Source organism: Micromonospora okii, assembly GCF_020884795.1.
GTDB classification, from domain to species: Bacteria; Actinomycetota; Actinomycetes; order Mycobacteriales; family Micromonosporaceae; genus Micromonospora; species Micromonospora okii.
Map to the genome: position 1 here is coordinate 64,884 of NZ_BBZF01000030.1, position 16,700 is coordinate 81,583.

The following is a 16,700-nucleotide window of genomic DNA, read 5'->3' on the forward strand; positions in this document are numbered from 1 at the left end:
GTCGGCCTCCGTGGTGCGGCGCGGCAATCGCGGAAGAAACTAGCAGGCCCGGCGGGTGGGAAACGAGGACAATGCCGGGATGGACCACCGCAGCATGGTCGGACTGAGCAAGCGGATGTCGCGGGCGCTGCGCCACGAGCCGGCCCGCCTCGGCCTGATCCCCGACCGGGCCGGATGGGTGCCCGTCGACGACCTCCTCGCCGCCCTGCGCGTCGACCGGGCCGACCTCGACACGGTCGTGGCCGGCAACGACAAGCAGCGCTTCGCGGTGGAGCGCGGCCCGGACGGGATCGACCGCATCCGGGCCAACCAGGGGCACTCCATCCCGGTCGAGCTGGGGCTGCCGCCGGCCGTCCCGCCCGAGCGGCTCTACCACGGCACCGGGGCCGACGCTGTCGACTCGATCCGGGCGGACGGGCTGCACCGGGGCGGCCGGCACCACGTCCACCTGTCGGCGGACGTCGAGACCGCGCGGCGGGTCGGCGCGCGGCGCGGCGGCGCGGTCGTGGTGTTCACGGTCGACGCGGCGGCGATGGCCCGCGACGGGCACGTCTTCCACCGCAGCGCCAACGGCGTCTGGCTGACCGACGCCGTTTCGCCGGGCTACCTGACGCCCGGCCGGTAGGGGCCACCCCCGAATCACGCCCGCGCCATTGAAAGTCATCCGTCCGACCGGCAGGATCGGCGGCACCGGGGGAGTCGACAGTGGTGGGGACGTTCAGTGGCGGAGGAGGCCGGCGCGGGACGCGCGGCGCGTGACCTGCGGCTGGTGGTGGCCGCGCACGCGGTCTCGACGTACGGCAGCTACCTGAACCTGGTGGCGCTGGGCCTGTTCACGCTGGAACTCACCGGCTCCGCCGTGCAGACCGGCCTGTTCATGGCCGCCCGACTGACCGCCGGGTTCCTCATGGGGCCGGTGAGCGGGCTGCTCGCCGGCCGCTGCCGCCGCACCCGCCTGATGATCGGCGCCGACGTGCTCTCGGCGCTGACCCTGGTGCTGCTGGTGGCCGCCCCCGCCGGGGCCCGGCCGACGGCGCTCTACGCGCTCGCGGTCGTGCTCGGCTGCGGGCAGACCCTGTGGGGCGTCGCGCTGCGCAGCGAACTGCCCGACCTGGCCGGGCCGCAGCGGCGGGCGCGCGCCAACGCCCGACTCGTCTCGGCCCGGTCGGTGGCGATGCTGCTCGGCTTCGCCTCGGCGGGAGTCCTGGTCGCGGGGCTGGGCTACGAGGTGGCGTTCCTGCTCGACGCCGGCACGTACGCGCTCTCCGCGCTGCTCCTGGCCCGGGTGCCGGCCCGCCGGCCGGCCACCGCCGGGGCCACCGCGCCCGCCGGGCCACGGGCTCTGGCGGGCGTCGACGTGCTGCGGGCGGTCGCGCCGGTGGTGGTGGCGATGATCGGGGTACGCGCCGCCGACGCGTTCGGCTCGGCGGCCCACAACGTCGGCATCCCGGTGCAGGCCAGCCTGGTCCGCCCCGACTCACCGGCGGCGTACGCGGCCGTGTTCCTGACCTCCTGGGCGGTGGGCAGCCTCGCCGCCGGCCGGTGGTGCGCCCGGTCGGCCGCCCGCACGGGCGGGGCGGGCTCCCCGCGCGCCTTCGGCGTGGCCACCTGCCTGATGTCGGTCTTCTTCGTCCTCGCCTTCACCGATCCGCCCCTGTGGCTGCTGGTTCTCCTAGCCCTCGCGGCGGGCGCCGCCGACGGCTACGCGGAGATCAGCTACACCACCCGGCTCCAGGGCGTCGACGAGACCCTGCGGGCCCGGCTGTTCGGGTTCGCCAGCGCGGCGCAGAACGCGGGCTTCGGCCTCGGGATGGTCGCCTTCGCCGCCGCTCTCGACCGGGCGGCCCCGCTCACGGTCGTCGCCGCCGCCCACGGGGCGGCCCTCGCCGTGGCCCTCGGTTTCCTGCTCGCCCAGACGCTCCGGCCGGCGGACCGGCACGACCCGTCGAGCCCCCGACCCGCCGAGGTGACGCCGTGACCGCCGTACCGCCAGCCCGCCGTCCCGCCGTCAGCCACGGCGGGGAGCTGCCCGCCGACCCGGAGCACCCGCTGACGCTGGGCGCGGCGCTGCGGCGCGCGGCGCGGGAGTTCCCCGACGCCGGCATCCGCGTGGTGGACGAGGACGGCCGGGCGACCCTGCTCGACCACGCGACGCTGCTCACCCGGGCCCGCGCCGTGCGGGCCGGCCTGCGGGCCCACGGGGTCGCCCCCGGCGCTCCGGCGATCCTGCGGGTCGACTCCGGCGTGGAGTACTGGCCGGCGTTCTGGGGCTGCGTGCTCGGCGGCGTCGTGCCGCTGACCGTCGGGGCCCCGGCCGGCTACGACGCGGAGAGCCCGGCCCGCGCCGCGCTGCTGCACGCCTGGCGGGTCCTCGACGCCCCGGTCGTCCTCGCTGGCACCCGGGACGCGGCGGGGCTGGCCGGGCTGCCGCTGGCCGACCGGGTGATCGGCGTCGCGGAGCTGGCGGCGGCCGACCCGGCGGAGCGGGCGGCGGCCGACCCGGCGGAGTCCGCGGCGGCTGATCCGGCGGGGGAGCCGTCCGACGTCGAGGCCGGGCCCGACGCGGTGGCCGTGCTCCAGTTGTCGTCGGGCAGCACCGGCACCCCGAAGATCATCCCGCTGACCCACCGGGGCCTGTCCGAGTACGCCGTGGGCGCCCGCGAACTGCTCGACATCCGCGCGGGCGACGTGCTGCTCAACTGGCTGCCCCTGGACCACGTGGCCGGCCTGCTCCTCTACCACCTCGGCGGGGTGTTCCTCGGCGCGTCCTCCGTGCACGTCGCCACCGGGCTGGTCCTGGCGGACCCGCTGCGCTGGCTGGACCTCATGGACCGGCACGGCGTCACGCACAGCTGGTCGCCGAACTTCGGCCTGCGGCTGGTGGCCGACGCGGTGGCCCGCCAGCCGGGCCGGCGGTGGGAGCTGGGCGGGGTGCGGCGCGTGGTCAGCGGCGGCGAGCAGTGCCTGCCGGAGACCTTCCGGGCGTTCGTCGCCGCGACCGGGGTCCCGGCGGCGGCGATGGCCCCGGCCTGGGGGATGTCCGAGACCGCCACCGGGATCACCTTCGCGTCGTTCACCGAGCCGGGCTGCCGGCAATTGGTCCGCACGGCCAGCCTGGACGGCGACGTGGAGTGGGCCGACGACGAGGAGGCCGGCGACGTCACCGAGCTGCTCTCCGTCGGTCGCCCCGCCCCCGGGGCGACCCTGCGGATCGTCGACGCCGACGGCGCGGTGCAGCCCGAGGGCCGGGTCGGTCGGTTGCAGGTCCGCTCCGCCCGGCTCACCCCCGGCTACCTCGGCGACCCGGAGGCCAACCGCGCCGCGTTCCCCGACGGGGACTGGCTGGAGACCGGGGACCTGGGCTACCTGCGCGACGGCGCGCTCACCGTCACCGGCCGCGCCAAGGACCTGCTGATCCTCAACGGGCAGAACATTCCCTGCCACGAGATCGAGCGGACCGTCGGCGGCGTCGCGGGGGTGCGCGCTGGGCTCACCGCCGCGGTCGGCGTGCCCGACGCCCGTACCGGCACCGAGGCCCTGGTGGTCTTCGTCGTCGCCGACCCCGGCGCGACGGCGGGGCGGGTGGCCGAGGCCGTCGCGGCGGCGGTGGCCCGCCGGTGGCAGGTCGTCCCGGGGCGGGTGGTGACCGTCCCCGAGGCCGACTTCCCGCGCACCTCGGGAGGCAAGACCCAGCGGGCGGCGCTGCGCCGACGGCTCCTCGCCGGCGACTTCCCGCCGCCGGGCCGGGCGGCCGGAAGCGACGCGGCCGAGCCCGGACCGGCCGAGCCCGGACCGGCCGAGCCCCGGGCGGTGGCCGAGCGCGGGGCGGCCGAGTCCGGACCGGCCCCGGTGGGGTCCAACCGGGCGGCGGTGCGCGCCGTCGTCCGCGCCGCGCTCGCCGACGTCCTCGGCCGGCCGGTCGAGGCCGACCGGCCCTTCTACGAGCTGGGCGTCGGCTCGGTCGAGCTCGTCGCGCTCCGGGCCCGGCTGGAGGAGGCGCTGGGCCGCCCGGTGGCGCAGGCCGCGCTGTTCGCCCACCCCACCGTCGAGGCCCTCGGCGCGCACCTCGCCGCCACCGGCCCGGCCGCCGCGCCCGAGGCGGTGCACCGGCCGGCGGACCGGCGGGTCGCGATCGTCGGGATGGCCGCCCGCCTCCCCGGCGCGACGAGCGTCGAGGAGTACTGGGAGGCGCTGCTGGCCGGGGTGGAGAGCGTGCGCTCCTTCACCCCTCAGGAGTTGGCCGCCGCCGGGGTGCCCGAGCGGCTCGCCCGGGACCCGGGGTTCGTCGCGGCCAGCGGCGTGCTGGACGACGTCACCGGCTTCGACGCCGGTTTCTTCGGCATCAGCCCTCGCGAGGCCGAGCTGCTTGACCCGCAGCACCGCCTGTTCCTGGAGACCTGCCACCACGCCCTGGAGGACGCCGGCTGCCCCGGCGAGACCGGCGGCAGGCGGATCGGCGTCTACGCCGGTGGCGGGATGAACCTGTACCCGCACCACACCTACCTGCGCCACCAGCTCCCGCAGGCCGTCGCCTCGGACGACCCGCCCACCGCCATCGGTGCCGCGCTGGGCAACCAGCCCGACTTCCTGGCCACCCGGGTCGCGTACCGGCTCGGGTTGACCGGGCCCGCCGTGACCGTGCAGACCGCCTGCTCCACCTCGCTGGTCGCGGTGCACCTGGCCGCGCGCGCCCTGCTCGCCGGGGACGCCGACATCGCCGTCGCGGGCGCGGTGGCGGTGCACGTCCCGCAGGTCACCGGGTACCGGCACACCCCGGGGTCGATCCTGTCGGCGTCCGGCCGGTGCCGGCCCTTCGACGCCGACGCCGACGGCGCGGTCGGCGGCAACGGGGTGGCCGCCGTCGTGCTCAAGCCGCTGGACCGGGCGCTCGCCGACGGCGACCGCATCCACGCGGTGCTGCTCGGCTCGGCGGTCAACAACGACGGGGCGGGGAAGGTCGGCTGGACCGCCCCCGGCGTGGCGGGGCAGGTCGACGTGGTCCGGCGGGCGCTGCGCGACGCGGGGGTGCCGGCCGCCTCCGTCGGGTACGTCGAGGCGCACGGCACCGGCACCGCCCTCGGCGACCCGGTCGAGCACCACGCGCTCGCCGAGGCGTACGCGCCCGCGCGGGCGTTCCTCGGCTCGGTGAAGGCCAACATCGGCCACCTGGACAGCTGCGCCGGGATGGCCGGCCTGATCAAGGCCGTGCTCGCCGTCCGCTCCGGCCGCGTCCCGCCGCAGATCAACTACACCCGACCGAATCCCGCGCTGGGCCTGGCAGACGGGCCGTTCACGGTGACCACCGTCGCCACCGACTGGCCGGCGACCGGGTCGCCCCGGCGCGCCGCCGTCAGCGCCCTCGGCGTCGGCGGCACCAACGCCCACGTCATCGTCGAGCAGCCGCCGCCCCCGCCACCCACAGCCCCCGACCGGCCGGACCGGGTCCCCGGGCTGCTCCCGATCTCCGCCGCCGACCCCGCCGCGCTGTCCGCGCTCGCCCTGCGCCACCGGGACCGGCTGCGCGCCGCCCCCGACCTGGCGCTGGCCGACGTCGTGCGCACCGCCGGCACCGGCCGCCGCCACCTGCGCCACCGGCTCGTCGCCCTCGGCGGGTCGACCGCCGCGCTGGCCGAGGCCCTGGACCGGCACGCCGCCGGGCTGCCCGCTGACGTGGTCGCCGGCGAGGCCGGCGGGGACGCCGCCGGGCCGGTCGCCCTGGCGTTCCCCGGCCAGGGCGACGCCCGCGACGCGCTGCTCCCGCTGGCCGCACGGTTCCCGGTCGTCCGGGCGGTGCTCGACGAGGCCGCGCAGGCGTACGGGGAGGCGGTCGGCGGCGACCTGGTCGCCCGGCTGCGCGAGGACCGCCCGGCGACCGGCCGGCCCACCGACGTCGCCCAACCCGCGCTGGTCGTCGCCGGGGTGGCGCTGGCCGAGCTGTGGCGCTCGTGGGGCCTGGCCGTCGATTACGTCCTCGGCCACAGCGTCGGCGAGTACGCCGCCCTGGTCGTCGCGGGCGCGCTCTCGCTCGCCGACGCCGTGCGGCTGGCCGCCCACCGGGGCCGCCTCATGGCCGACCACCTGCCGCCCGGCGCGATGCTGGCGGTGCTGGCCGACCGGCAGACCGTGGACGCGCTGGCCGCCGGGTCGCCGCTGGAGCTGGCGGCGGTCAACGGGCCCGCCCAGCACGTCCTCGCCGGCCCGCCGGACGAGGTCGCCGCCGCCGCCGACCGGGCCGCCCGGCTCGGGGTGGCGACCCGGCGGCTCCCGGTCGACCGGGCGTTCCACTCGGCGGCCGTCATGCCGATGCTGGGCCACCTACGCGAGCTGGCCGCCGGGGTCGCGTTCCGGCCGACCCGGCTGCCGCTGGTCAGCGCCCTCGACGGGCGGCTCCGCCCGCCCGGCTGGCGACCCGACGCCGAGCACCTGTGCCGCCACGCGCGCGGGCCGGTGCGCTGGCACGACGCGCTGTCCGCCCTGGCCGCCGACGGGGCCGCGACGGTGGTCGAGGCGGGCGCGGACGGCGTGCTCACCGCCCTCGCCGACGCGGCCGGAACGGGCACCCGTTGGGTGGCGTCGCAGCGGCGCGGGCTCGACCCGGCGGCCGGGCTGTGGCGGGCGGTGGCGGAGCTGCACGTCGCGGGCACGCCGCTGGACTGGGCGGCGCTCGTGGACGGTCACGGCGGTCGCCGGGTGGCGCTGCCGGCCTACCCCTTCCAGCGCCGCCGCTTCTGGGTCACCCCGGACACCGCCGCGCCGGCCTCTTCCGCGTCGTCTCCCACCGCGCTGTCTCCCGTCGCGTCGGCCGCCACCGCACCGGCTCCCGCCGTACCGGACCCGTCCGCGCCGTCTTCCGTCGTGCCGGCTCCTGTCGTGCCGGCTCCTGTCGTGCCGGCTCCCGCCACGCTGTCTCCTGTCGTACCGAGTCCTGTCGTGCCGGGCGGGCCAGTTGTCGCGCCGGAGGCGAGGGCGGAAGCGGCCGGGCCGGTGCTGGAGCGGGTCCGGGCGCTGACGGCCGAGCGGCTCGGCCTGACGGTCGCCGAGGTTGGCCCGGACGAGAGCTTCTTCGCCCTGGGCGCCGACTCGCTCCTGCTGATCACCATGTCCCGGGAGATCGAGCGCGCCTTCGCCGTCCGGGTGCCGGTGCGGGACCTCTTCACCGCCGTCGACACCCCGCGCCGGCTGGCCACGGCGATCACCGCCGCCGCCACGGCCACCGGCCAGGAAGCCACGGGACCGGCGACTGCGGGGCCTGCGGGGCCTGCGACTGCGGGGATGACCGCTCCCGCCGCGCCTCGGCCGCAGGTGACCAGGCCGGTCGCGAGCGAGCCGGCTGTGCCCCAACCAGCCGTGCCCCGACCGGCCGGCGACGCTCCGGCTGGGACCGGGCCGGCTGGGACCGGGCCGGCTGGGACCGGGCCGGCCGGCGATGGGGCCCGCCCCGTGCCGGGCGAGCTGGTCGGCGTCGTCCAGCAGCAGTTGGACCTGATGCGGCACCAGCTCGCCCTACTGAGCGCCGCCGCAGGGCTCCCCGCCAACACCCTGACCCCGGCCTCCGCGCCCCCCTCGGCGGCGACCCTCGCGACCTCCGCAGCCTCCGCGATCTCCTCGGCCGTGAGCCCACCCGGCTCCGTCGCGCCGCCGCGCCCCGCCCCCGCGCCCGAGCACCCCGCCGCCCCGCCGCCGTCGCCGTCGCCGTCGCCCGAGGCGATCGATACGGTCGATACGGTCGACACGGTCGACTTCAGCCTCTACTTCTTCGGCGACTACCCCGACCAGGACCGCGACGACAAGTACGGGACCATCCTCGCCGCGGCGGAGTTCGCCGACGCGCACGGCTTCCACGCCGTCTGGCTGCCCGAGCGGCACTTCCACTCCTTCGGCGGGCTCTTCCCCAACCCGTCCGTGCTCGCCGCCGCCCTGGCGACCCGGACCCGGCGGGTGCGGCTCAACGCCGGCTCGGTCGTGCTGCCGCTGCACCACCCCGTCCGCGTCGCCGAGGAGTGGTCCATGGTGGACAATCTCTCCGGCGGTCGGGTCGGGCTCGGCTGCGCGCCGGGCTGGCACGCCAACGACTTCGTCTTCCACCCCGAGCACTTCGGTCGGCACAAGCAGGTGATGTACGAGCACCTGGAGACCGTCCGGCGGCTGTGGCGCGGGGAGGCGGTGCCGGCCCGTTCGGGCAGCGGCGAGGCGATCGACGTGCGCCTGTTCCCCCGCCCGGTGCAGCCCGAGCCGCCGGTGTTCACGGCGATCGTCGGCAACCCCGACAGCTACCGGGAGGCCGCCCGCCGGGACGTCGGCGTGGTGACGAACCTGATGACGCAGGACGTGTCGAGCCTCGCCGAGAACGTGGCGCTGTACCGGCGCACCCGGGCCGAGCACGGTCTCGACCCGGCCGGTGGGCGTGTGGTGGTGCTGCTGCACACCTATCTCGGCGAGGACGCCGAGCGGGCCTGCGCCGAGGCGTTCGAGCCGTTCTGCGCGTACCTGCGCTCCTCGTTCAGCCTGCTCGGGCAGGTCGTCAACAGCCTCGGCATGAACATCGACCTGGCCGACACCCCCGATGAGGACGTGCGGTTCGTGCTGTCCCGGGCCTACGAGCGGTACTGCGCGGAGCGGGCGCTCATCGGCTCCCCGGCGAGCTGCCGCCAGGTGGTCGAGGCGGTGCTCGACGCCGGGGCCGACGAGATCGCCTGCTTCGTCGACTTCGGGCTGCCCGGTGACGCGGTCCGCGCCGGCCTGCCGGTGCTCGACGCGCTGCGCCGGGCCACCCCGCGCCGGCCCGCCGCCGAGGCGACCCGCGCCGACCCGGCGGGCGAGCCCGGCGACCCGGCGGAGGGGCCCGACGACCCGGCGGGCGAGCCTGGCGGCCCGGCGGAGGGGCCCGGCGCCGGCCCGCCGCCCGGCGGCGGCGAGTGGACCGCGCCGCTGTCGTCGGCGCAACGCCGACTCTGGCTGATGGAGCGGCTGCACCCGGGGACACCCGCCTACAACGAGGCGGCGGCCGTGCGGCTCGTCGGCCCGCTCGACCACGCCGCGCTACGGGGCGCGCTGCGCGACGTGGTCGACCGGCACGCCCCGCTGCGCACGCGCTACGCGGAGGTCGACGGCGAGCCCCGGCAACTCGTCCGCGACCGGGTCGCCGTGGAGTGCCCGGTGCGCGACCACACCGGCGAGGCCGAGGAGGAGGCGGTACGGGCCGCGCTGGCCGCCGAGAGCCGACGGGTGTTCGACCTGGCCCGGGGGCCGGTGTTCGCCTTCACGCTGCTGCGCTTCTCCGCCACCCGGCACGTGCTGGTGCTGGCCTTCCACCACCTGGCCACCGACGGCGGCTCGTACGCCGTGCTGACCCGGGAGGTGTCGGCCTGCTACCGGGCCCGGACGGCCGGCGTCGCGGCGGACCTGCCCCCACTGCCGGTGACCTACCCGGAGCTGGCGGCGGCCGATGACGGCGAGCCCGACGACAAGGACCTGGCCTACTGGCGGGGCCAGCTCGACCCCGCCCCGCCCACCCTCGTGCTCCCCTCCGACCTGACCCGCCCGGCGCTGCCGTCGGCGGTCGGCGAGAGCGTCTTCCGCGAGCTGCCCGCCGAGCTGGCGCAGCGGGTGCGGCGGTTCAGCCGGGACGAGCGGGTCACCCCGTTCACCACCCTGCTGGCCGCGTTCGGGGTGCTGCTGTTCCGGTTCACCGGCCAGGACGACCTGGTGATCGGCACCGGCACCGGCGGTCGGGACGAACGGACCGCCGGCCTGGTCGGGTTCTTCGTCCGGACCCTCCCGCTGCGGCTGGACCTCACCGGCGACCCGAGCTTCCGCGAGCTGCTGGCCCGGGTGCGGGCCACCGCCGCCGACGGGTACGAGCACGACCGCGTCCCGTTCGACGCCCTGGTCCGGGCGGTGGCCCCCACCCGGGAGGCGGGCCGGCACCCCCTGTTCGACGTGGTGGTGGAGTACGAGAGCGGCCCCGAGTCGTTCGCCTTCGACCTGCCCGGTGTCACCGCCGAGCCGCTGCCGCTCGGCCTGGCCAAGGCCCCGGTCGACCTGATGGTCTACCTGTCCCACGGCGACACGCTGCGCTGTCACGTGGAGTACCGCACCGAGGTGCTCGACCGGGCGAGCGTGGACCGGCTCCTCGACCACCTACACCGGCTGCTCGACGTGCTGACCCGCGCGCCGGGCGAGCCCCTGTCCCGGCTGGCCGACCGGCTCGACGATCCCGCCGCCCGGCCGGTCGGGCCGCGCCCCGCACCCGCCGCCGACCGGCTGCACGACCTGTTCCTCCGGCAGGCCGAGCGGACCCCCGACGCGCTGGCCGTGGTCGGCGGGGCGCATCGGTGGACGTACGGGGAACTGCGCGACCGGGCGCGGGAGGTGGCCCGCCGGGTCGCGGCGCACGGCGTCGGCCCGGACGACCTGGTGGCGGTGCTCCTGCCGCGCCGGCCGGAGCTGGTCGCGGCGCAGCTCGGCGCGCTGATGGCCGGCGCGGCCTTCCTGCCGCTGGACCCGGACCTGCCGGTGGCCCGGCTGCGCGACCTGCTCGCCGACAGCGGCGCCCGCCTGCTGCTGACCGCCGCCGACGTCGTCGACCCCATCCCCACCGAGGGTGCCCCGGTGGCGCGCGTGCTGGTGGACCGGCCCGGCGAACCCGGCCTGCCCGACCCGCTCGACGCCGCCGGCCCCGGCCACCTCGCCTGGTGCGTCCACACCTCCGGCTCGACCGGCCGGCCCCGGGCGGTGGGCGTGCCGCACCGCGCGGCCGTGGACGTCGTCGACTGGCACGCCCGCGCCCTGGCCCTCGGCCCGACCGACACCGTCGCGCACGCGCTCGGCCTCGGCTTCGACGCGAACCTCGCCGAGATCCATCCGACGCTGGCCGCCGGGGCGACCCTGCACCTTGTACCGCCGCGGATGCGCGCGGACCCGGCGCGGCTGGCCGACTCCTGGCGGCGCGCGGGGGTCACCGTAGCCTTCCTGCCGGCGCCCCTCGCGGAGCTGGTCCTCGCGCTCCCGCCGGTCCCGACGGTGCGGGCCCTGGTGGTCGGGGGCAGCCAGCTACGCCGCCGGCCGCCCGCCGGCTACCCGGCCGTGGTGCTCAACGCCTACGGCCCGACCGAGGCAGCGATCGTCACCACCGCCGGCCCGGTGCCGGCCGACGGGACCGGCCCCGTCGACATCGGACGTCCCGTGGACCACCGCCGGCTCTACGTGCTGGGCCGCGACGGTGCGCCGGTGCCGGCCGGCGCGGTCGGCGAGCTGCACGTCGGCGGCACCGGGCTGGCCCGGGGCTACCTGGGCCGGCCCGGCGCGACGGCGGCGGCGTTCCTGCCGGACCCGTTCGCCGCCGGGCCGGGGGCCCGCATGTACCGGACCGGCGACCTGGTCCGGCTGCGCGGCGACGGCACGGTGGAGTTCCTCGGCCGGGTCGACGACCAGGTCAAGATCGCCGGGCACCGGGTCGAGCCGGGCGAGGCCGCCGCCGCGCTGGCGCTCCTGCCGGGGGTACGGCAGGCCACCGTCGTCGCCCGGCACGACCGGGCCGAGCCGTACCTCGTCGGGTACGTCGTCTGTGACGACGACGGCGAGCCGCCCGCCGCCCGCACCGCCCGGCTGGCCGCCGAGCTGGGGGAGCGGCTGCCGGACCACCTGGTGCCCCGGGCCTGGGTGCTGCTGGACGCGCTGCCCACCGGCGACACCGGCAAGGTCGACGTGGCCCGGCTGCCCGCCCCCGCCGAGCCGCCCGCCGGCCAGGAGCCCCGGCCGGGCGTGGAGCGGCTCGTCCACGACGCGTGGTGCGCGGAGCTGGGCGTGTCCCGGGTGCCGCTGGACGTCTCCTTCTTCGCCGCCGGGGGCGACTCGCTGGGCGCGGTGCGGCTGGCCAACCGGCTGCGCGAGGCCCTCGGCGTCGAGGTCGGCGTGGACCGGGTGCTGCGCACCCCGGGCGTGCGGGCGATGGCCGCGACGGTGGACGCCGACGGCCGCGCCCCGGCGACCTCCGGCGCGCCGACGGCCGCGCCCGACCCCGGCGGTCCGGTGCGCGACCGGGCACCGGCCACGTACCAACAGGAGCTGATGTGGCACCGTCAGCGCCAGGCCCCGAACCCGGCGGCCGTGCACATGGCGGTACGCATCGACCTCACCGGCCCGCTCGACGTCCCCGCCCTCACGGCGGCGGTCGACGCCCTGGTGGCCCGGCACGAGGCCCTGCGTACCCGGGTCGTGGCGGGCGACGGCGGCCCGGTCCAGGAGGTGCTGGCCCACCGCCCGGTCGCGGTGCCCGTGGTCGACCTCGCGGCCACCGACGCCGACGGGGTGCGGGCGTGGTGCGTGGCGACCGGCCGGGAGCAGTTCCCGGTCGACGGGCCGTGGCTGCGGGCCCGGCTCGCCCGGCTGGCCGACGACCGCTGGGTGCTGCTGATGGTCGTGCACCACCTCTGCGGCGACGGCTGGTCGATGCTCCAGCTCCTCGACGAGCTGGGCCGCGCCTACGCGGGCTCGCCGCCCGAGCGCCCCCCAGCCCTGCGCTACGTCGAGCACGCGCGCCGGCAGCGGTTGGCCGAGGTGCCGCCGGAGGTGCTGCGGCACTGGCTGACGATGCTGGCCGACGTGCCCCGCGCCGCCCCGCTGCCCACCGACCGGCCCCGACCGGCCCCGCCCTCGGGCCCCGGCGCGGAGTACGCCTTCGACCTGCCGGCCGGGCTGGTCGGCCGGCTGACCCGGCTCGCCGCCGGCGCGGGCCTGACGCTGTTCCCGCTGCTCGCCGCCGCCTACGCGCGGTTCGTCGGGGAGCTGACCGGCACCCGCGACGTCCTGCTGGCCTGCCCGTACGCGCACCGGGACCGCCGGGAGTTGGAAGCGGTGGTCGGCATGTTCACCGGCCTCCTGCCGCTGCGGGTGCGGCTGCGCGACGGTGAGCCCCTGGTCGACCTGGCGGCCCGGTTCGACGCGGTGTTCCTGGACGCCGTGCGTCACCAGCCGGCCCCGCTGCCGGCCCTCTACGCCGCCGTGGACTCCGGCTGGCGGATGGGCGACCCGCCGCCGTTCGCCGGGGCGCTGTTCACCTGGAACCCGGGGATGCCGCCGCTGCGCCTGCCGGGGCTGGTGGCGGAGGTGACCGACCAGGGGTTGGACTGCGCCCGTCGGGACTGGTCGATCATGCTCACCCCCGCCGGGGCCGGCGTCCTCGGCGTCGTGGAGTACTCGACGGACCTCTACGACGAGTCGACCGTCGCCGCCCGCTGCCGCCGCTACGTCGACATCCTCACCCGGGAGGCCGCCTAGACCGCGATCGGCCACCGTGGACGGTTTTTGTCATACCCCGGTCGCAGCATGGAGTCATGGCTGCTCCCGCACTGGCTCACGAGCCCACCCCGCCGCGTGCCCTGTCGCTGCGCGAGACCCGCACCCGGCTGACCCAGCTCATCGCGATGGCCGAGCTGACCGACACGGTCACGCTGGTCACCCGCGACGGCGACCCCCGCCCGATCGCCGCGATCGTGCCCGCCTCCGCCGCCCGCACGGCGGCGCAGGCGCGGGCCGACGCCGACCGGCTCGCCACGGTGACCGCCGGGTGGGCCCGCCGCCTGGAGGAGACGCACCGGCAGAGCAGCCGGCGGCACGCCGCCGAGCTGCGGGCCCTCGCCGACGCGCTCGCCGAGGCCTGGGCCGAGCTGGACCGCCGGGCCACCCCCGGCAGCGACCCGGCCCTGGCCCGGCTCCGCGCCGCCCACGCCGACCTCCTGCGCGACTGACCCCGGCCGCCGCCCACCCGCCGTCGATCGCCGAAGCCGGTCGGCGCGGCCTGTCGCGCCCGGCACCGACCGAGATCGCCCGTCGCCGGGCCCGGTCGATCGATCCCGCGCGGCGTGTGGTCTGCTGACCCCGTACGCTGCCCGCCCCACGGCCCGGGAGGCCCGGTGTTCGCTCGTCCCCTCACCGCAGACGCCGAGCTGCGCCCCCTGGAGCCCTGGCGGGCCGAGGAGTTCCTGCGCCACCTCGACCGGGCCCGGGAGAGCATCTCGCCCTGGGTCTCGCCGTCCTTCGTGGCCGCCGACCTCCCGTCGGCGCGGAACGTCCTCCAGCGCTACGCCGACCGACGTGCCCGCGACGACGGCGGCATCTGGGGCATCTGGCTCGACGGCGAGCTGGTCGGCGGGGTCCTGTTCGTCTCCTTCGACGCCGCCGCCGGCCTCTGCGAGGCGGGCTGCTGGCTGGAGCCGGCCGCCGAGGGGCGGGGTCTGGTCACCCGGGCCGCCGGCGTGATCATCGACTGGGCGGTGGGGGAGCGGGGCATCCAGCGGGTGGAGTGGCGCACCAACGCCGGAAACGCCCGCAGCATCGCCGTGGCCCGCCGGCTCGGCATGCGCCACGACGGCACCCTGCGCCAGGTCTACCCGGGGCCGACCGGCGCGCGGATCGACCTGGAGGTCTGGTCGCTCCTGGCCGACGAGTGGCGCAACCCAGCCCCCGTACCGTAGGTCTTCTTCGGATCGGGCTGAATCGCTGGGGGAAACGTGACGACGACGGGCGACGACCGGGTACGGCAACCGCTGCGGGTGGCCGCGGCCCAGATCGAGGCGGTCTGCGGCGACCTGATCGGCAACGCGGCGGCCCACGCCACCGCCATCGCCGAGGCCGCCGCCGTCGGCGCCCGCGTGGTCGTCTTTCCCGAGCTGTCGCTGTCCGGGTACGACCACCCGCTGCTCACCGCCGACGTCGCCCGCTGCGAGGTCGCGACCGGCGACCCCGCCCTGCGCGCGGTGGGCGAGGCGTGCCGGGCGCACGGGGTGACCGCCGTGGTCGGCGGCTGCGCGCGGCGCGCGGAGGGCTGGGCGATCGCCGCCTGGGTGGTCGGGCCGGACGGCGCGGTCGCCGCCACGTACCACAAGCGGCACCTCGACCCCGTCGAGCGCGACATCTTCGTCCCCGGCCACACCGACACGATGGTCCAGGTGAGCGGCTGGCGGCTCGGCCTCGGCATCTGCTACGACGCCAGCTTCCCCGAGCACGCGCGGGGCCTGGCCCTGGCCGGCGCGGACGCCTACCTGGTGCCCGGCGCGTTCACCGTCGGCGACTCCGACCACCGCCGCAGCGTCTACTTCCCGGCCCGCGCGCTGGAGAACACCGCCTACGTCGTGTTCGCGAACTTCGCGGGCGCGCACGGCGGCTGGCGCTTCGCCGGCCACAGCGCCGTCCACGGCCCCGACGGCCGCCCGCTCGCCGACGCCGGCACCACCGCCGGCCTCGCCGTCGCCGACCTCGACGACGTGCGGCTGCGCCGCCAGCGCGACAGCCAGCGGATGCTCCTCGACCGGGTCGCCCCGGCACCCGCCCCCGCCCCGGTCGTCGTCGTACCATGACCGCCCCCACCAGGCGAAGGAGCACCGAGTGACCGGCATCGGCACGACCGCGATCCACGGCGACGACGGGCTGCACCCCACGGGCGCGGTGTCGCCGCCGATCGTGCAGAGCGCCACCTTCAGCGCGGCGACGGACGAGCGGTTCACCGAGGTCGCCACGCAGACCCGCGGCGACGCCTTCTACACCCGCTACGGCAACCCCAACCACGCCCAGGTCGCCGCCGTGGTGGCCGAGCTGGAGGGCGTCGAGACGGGCCTGGTCACCGCCTCCGGGATGGGCGCGATCAGCACGATCGCCCTGGCCCTGCTCGCCGCCGGCGACCACGTGATCGTGCAGCGCAGCACCTACGGCGGCACCACCTCGCTGGCCACCGGGCTGCTCACCCGGTTCGGGGTGGGCTGCACCCAGGTCGACCAGACCGACGTCGACGCGTTCGCCCGCGCGCTGACGCCCCGCACCAGGCTGGTGCTGGTGGAGACCCCCAGCAACCCGCTGCTGGAGCTGACCGACCTGGCCGCCGTGGCCGACCTGGCGCACGCCCACGGCGCGTACGTCGTCGTGGACAACACCTTCGCCACGCCGGTCAACCAGCGCCCGGCGGCCCTCGGCGCGGACCTGGTCTGGCACAGCGCCACCAAGTTCCTCGGCGGCCACTCCGACGTCACCGCCGGAGTCGTGGTCGGCCCCGCCGAGCTGATCGACCGCGTGTGGAAGACGGCCGTCGTGACCGGCGCGACGCTCGGCCCGATCGACGCCTGGCTGCTGCTGCGCGGCATCCGCACGCTGCCGCTGCGCATGGCCCGGCACAACGACAACGCCCTCGCCCTGGCCCGCGCGCTGGAGGCTCACCCGGCCGTCGCCCGGGTCCGCTACCCGGGCCTGCCCAGCCACCCCCAGCACGACCTGGCCGCGCGGCAGATGAGCGGGTACGGCGGCGTGCTCAGCCTCGACCTGGCCGGCGGCCGACCGGCGGCGGCCACCTTCCTCGCGGAGCTGAAGCTGGCCAAGCGCGCCGCCAGCCTCGGCAGCGTGAGCACCCTGGTGGTGCATCCGCGCTCGATGTGGGCGGGCATCGTCGACGCCGAGCAGCTGGCCGGCACCGGCATCGGCGAGGGCCTGGTCCGGGTCTCCGTCGGCATCGAGGACACGCCCGACCTGCTGGCCGACTTCACCCGCGCCTTGGACGCCGTCGCCGGGTAGGGCGAGGCCCAATGACGGCGGCCAACCACTCGTTCGTCAGGCATAAGGCTGTCGTTGTGGAGTGGGCGGCAGATTGACGAATCAGGCGCTGATCTCCGCCCCAAGATCCGCGCAATTTCAGGGAAAGTGCGGCTATTCCGCGC

The 16,700-nt window shown here is 77.5% G+C and carries 7 protein-coding genes; all 7 read left to right on the forward strand.

Features of this window, described 5'->3' with window-relative positions; translation table 11 throughout:
• Positions 1-79: 79 nt before the first annotated feature.
• The 7 genes from LPU43_RS27430 (at position 80) to LPU43_RS27470 (ending at position 16,557) form a co-directional block, all read left to right on the forward strand.
• Positions 80-625, forward strand: a complete 546-nt coding sequence (locus LPU43_RS27430) for an RNA 2'-phosphotransferase (RefSeq protein ID WP_229403444.1) — start codon at positions 80-82, stop codon at positions 623-625.
• A 96-nt stretch (positions 626-721) separates the two neighbouring features.
• Entirely contained in the window at positions 722-1,978 is a 1,257-nt protein-coding gene (locus tag LPU43_RS27435) for an MFS transporter (RefSeq protein ID WP_229403445.1), read from the forward strand.
• Entirely contained in the window at positions 1,975-13,278 is an 11,304-nt protein-coding gene (locus LPU43_RS28735; RefSeq protein ID WP_305075239.1) for a non-ribosomal peptide synthetase/type I polyketide synthase, read from the forward strand. Before LPU43_RS27435 ends, LPU43_RS28735 begins: the two co-directional genes overlap by 4 nt.
• 56 nt (positions 13,279-13,334) lie before the next feature.
• A complete protein-coding gene (locus tag LPU43_RS27455; protein WP_229403446.1) occupies positions 13,335-13,748 on the forward strand; it encodes a type II toxin-antitoxin system Phd/YefM family antitoxin in 414 nt (137 codons plus the stop codon).
• A 165-nt stretch (positions 13,749-13,913) separates the two neighbouring features.
• On the forward strand, positions 13,914-14,474 hold the full coding sequence (locus LPU43_RS27460) for a GNAT family N-acetyltransferase (protein WP_229403447.1): 561 nt from the start codon (positions 13,914-13,916) through the stop codon (positions 14,472-14,474).
• 36 nt (positions 14,475-14,510) lie between these two features.
• Positions 14,511-15,356 (forward strand): nitrilase-related carbon-nitrogen hydrolase, encoded by an 846-nt coding sequence (locus LPU43_RS27465; protein ID WP_229403448.1) that lies wholly within the window; start codon positions 14,511-14,513, stop codon positions 15,354-15,356.
• 28 nt (positions 15,357-15,384) lie between these two features.
• Entirely contained in the window at positions 15,385-16,557 is a 1,173-nt protein-coding gene (locus LPU43_RS27470; protein ID WP_229403449.1) for a trans-sulfuration enzyme family protein, read from the forward strand.
• The last annotated feature ends 143 nt before the right edge of the window (positions 16,558-16,700 follow it).

Coding starts and splice junctions, on each gene's coding strand:
- LPU43_RS27430 (WP_229403444.1), top strand. CDS start 80: ATGGACCACCGCAGCATGGTCGGACTGAGCAAGCGGATGTCGCGGGCG.
- LPU43_RS27455 (WP_229403446.1), top strand. CDS start 13,335: ATGGCTGCTCCCGCACTGGCTCACGAGCCCACCCCGCCGCGTGCCCTG.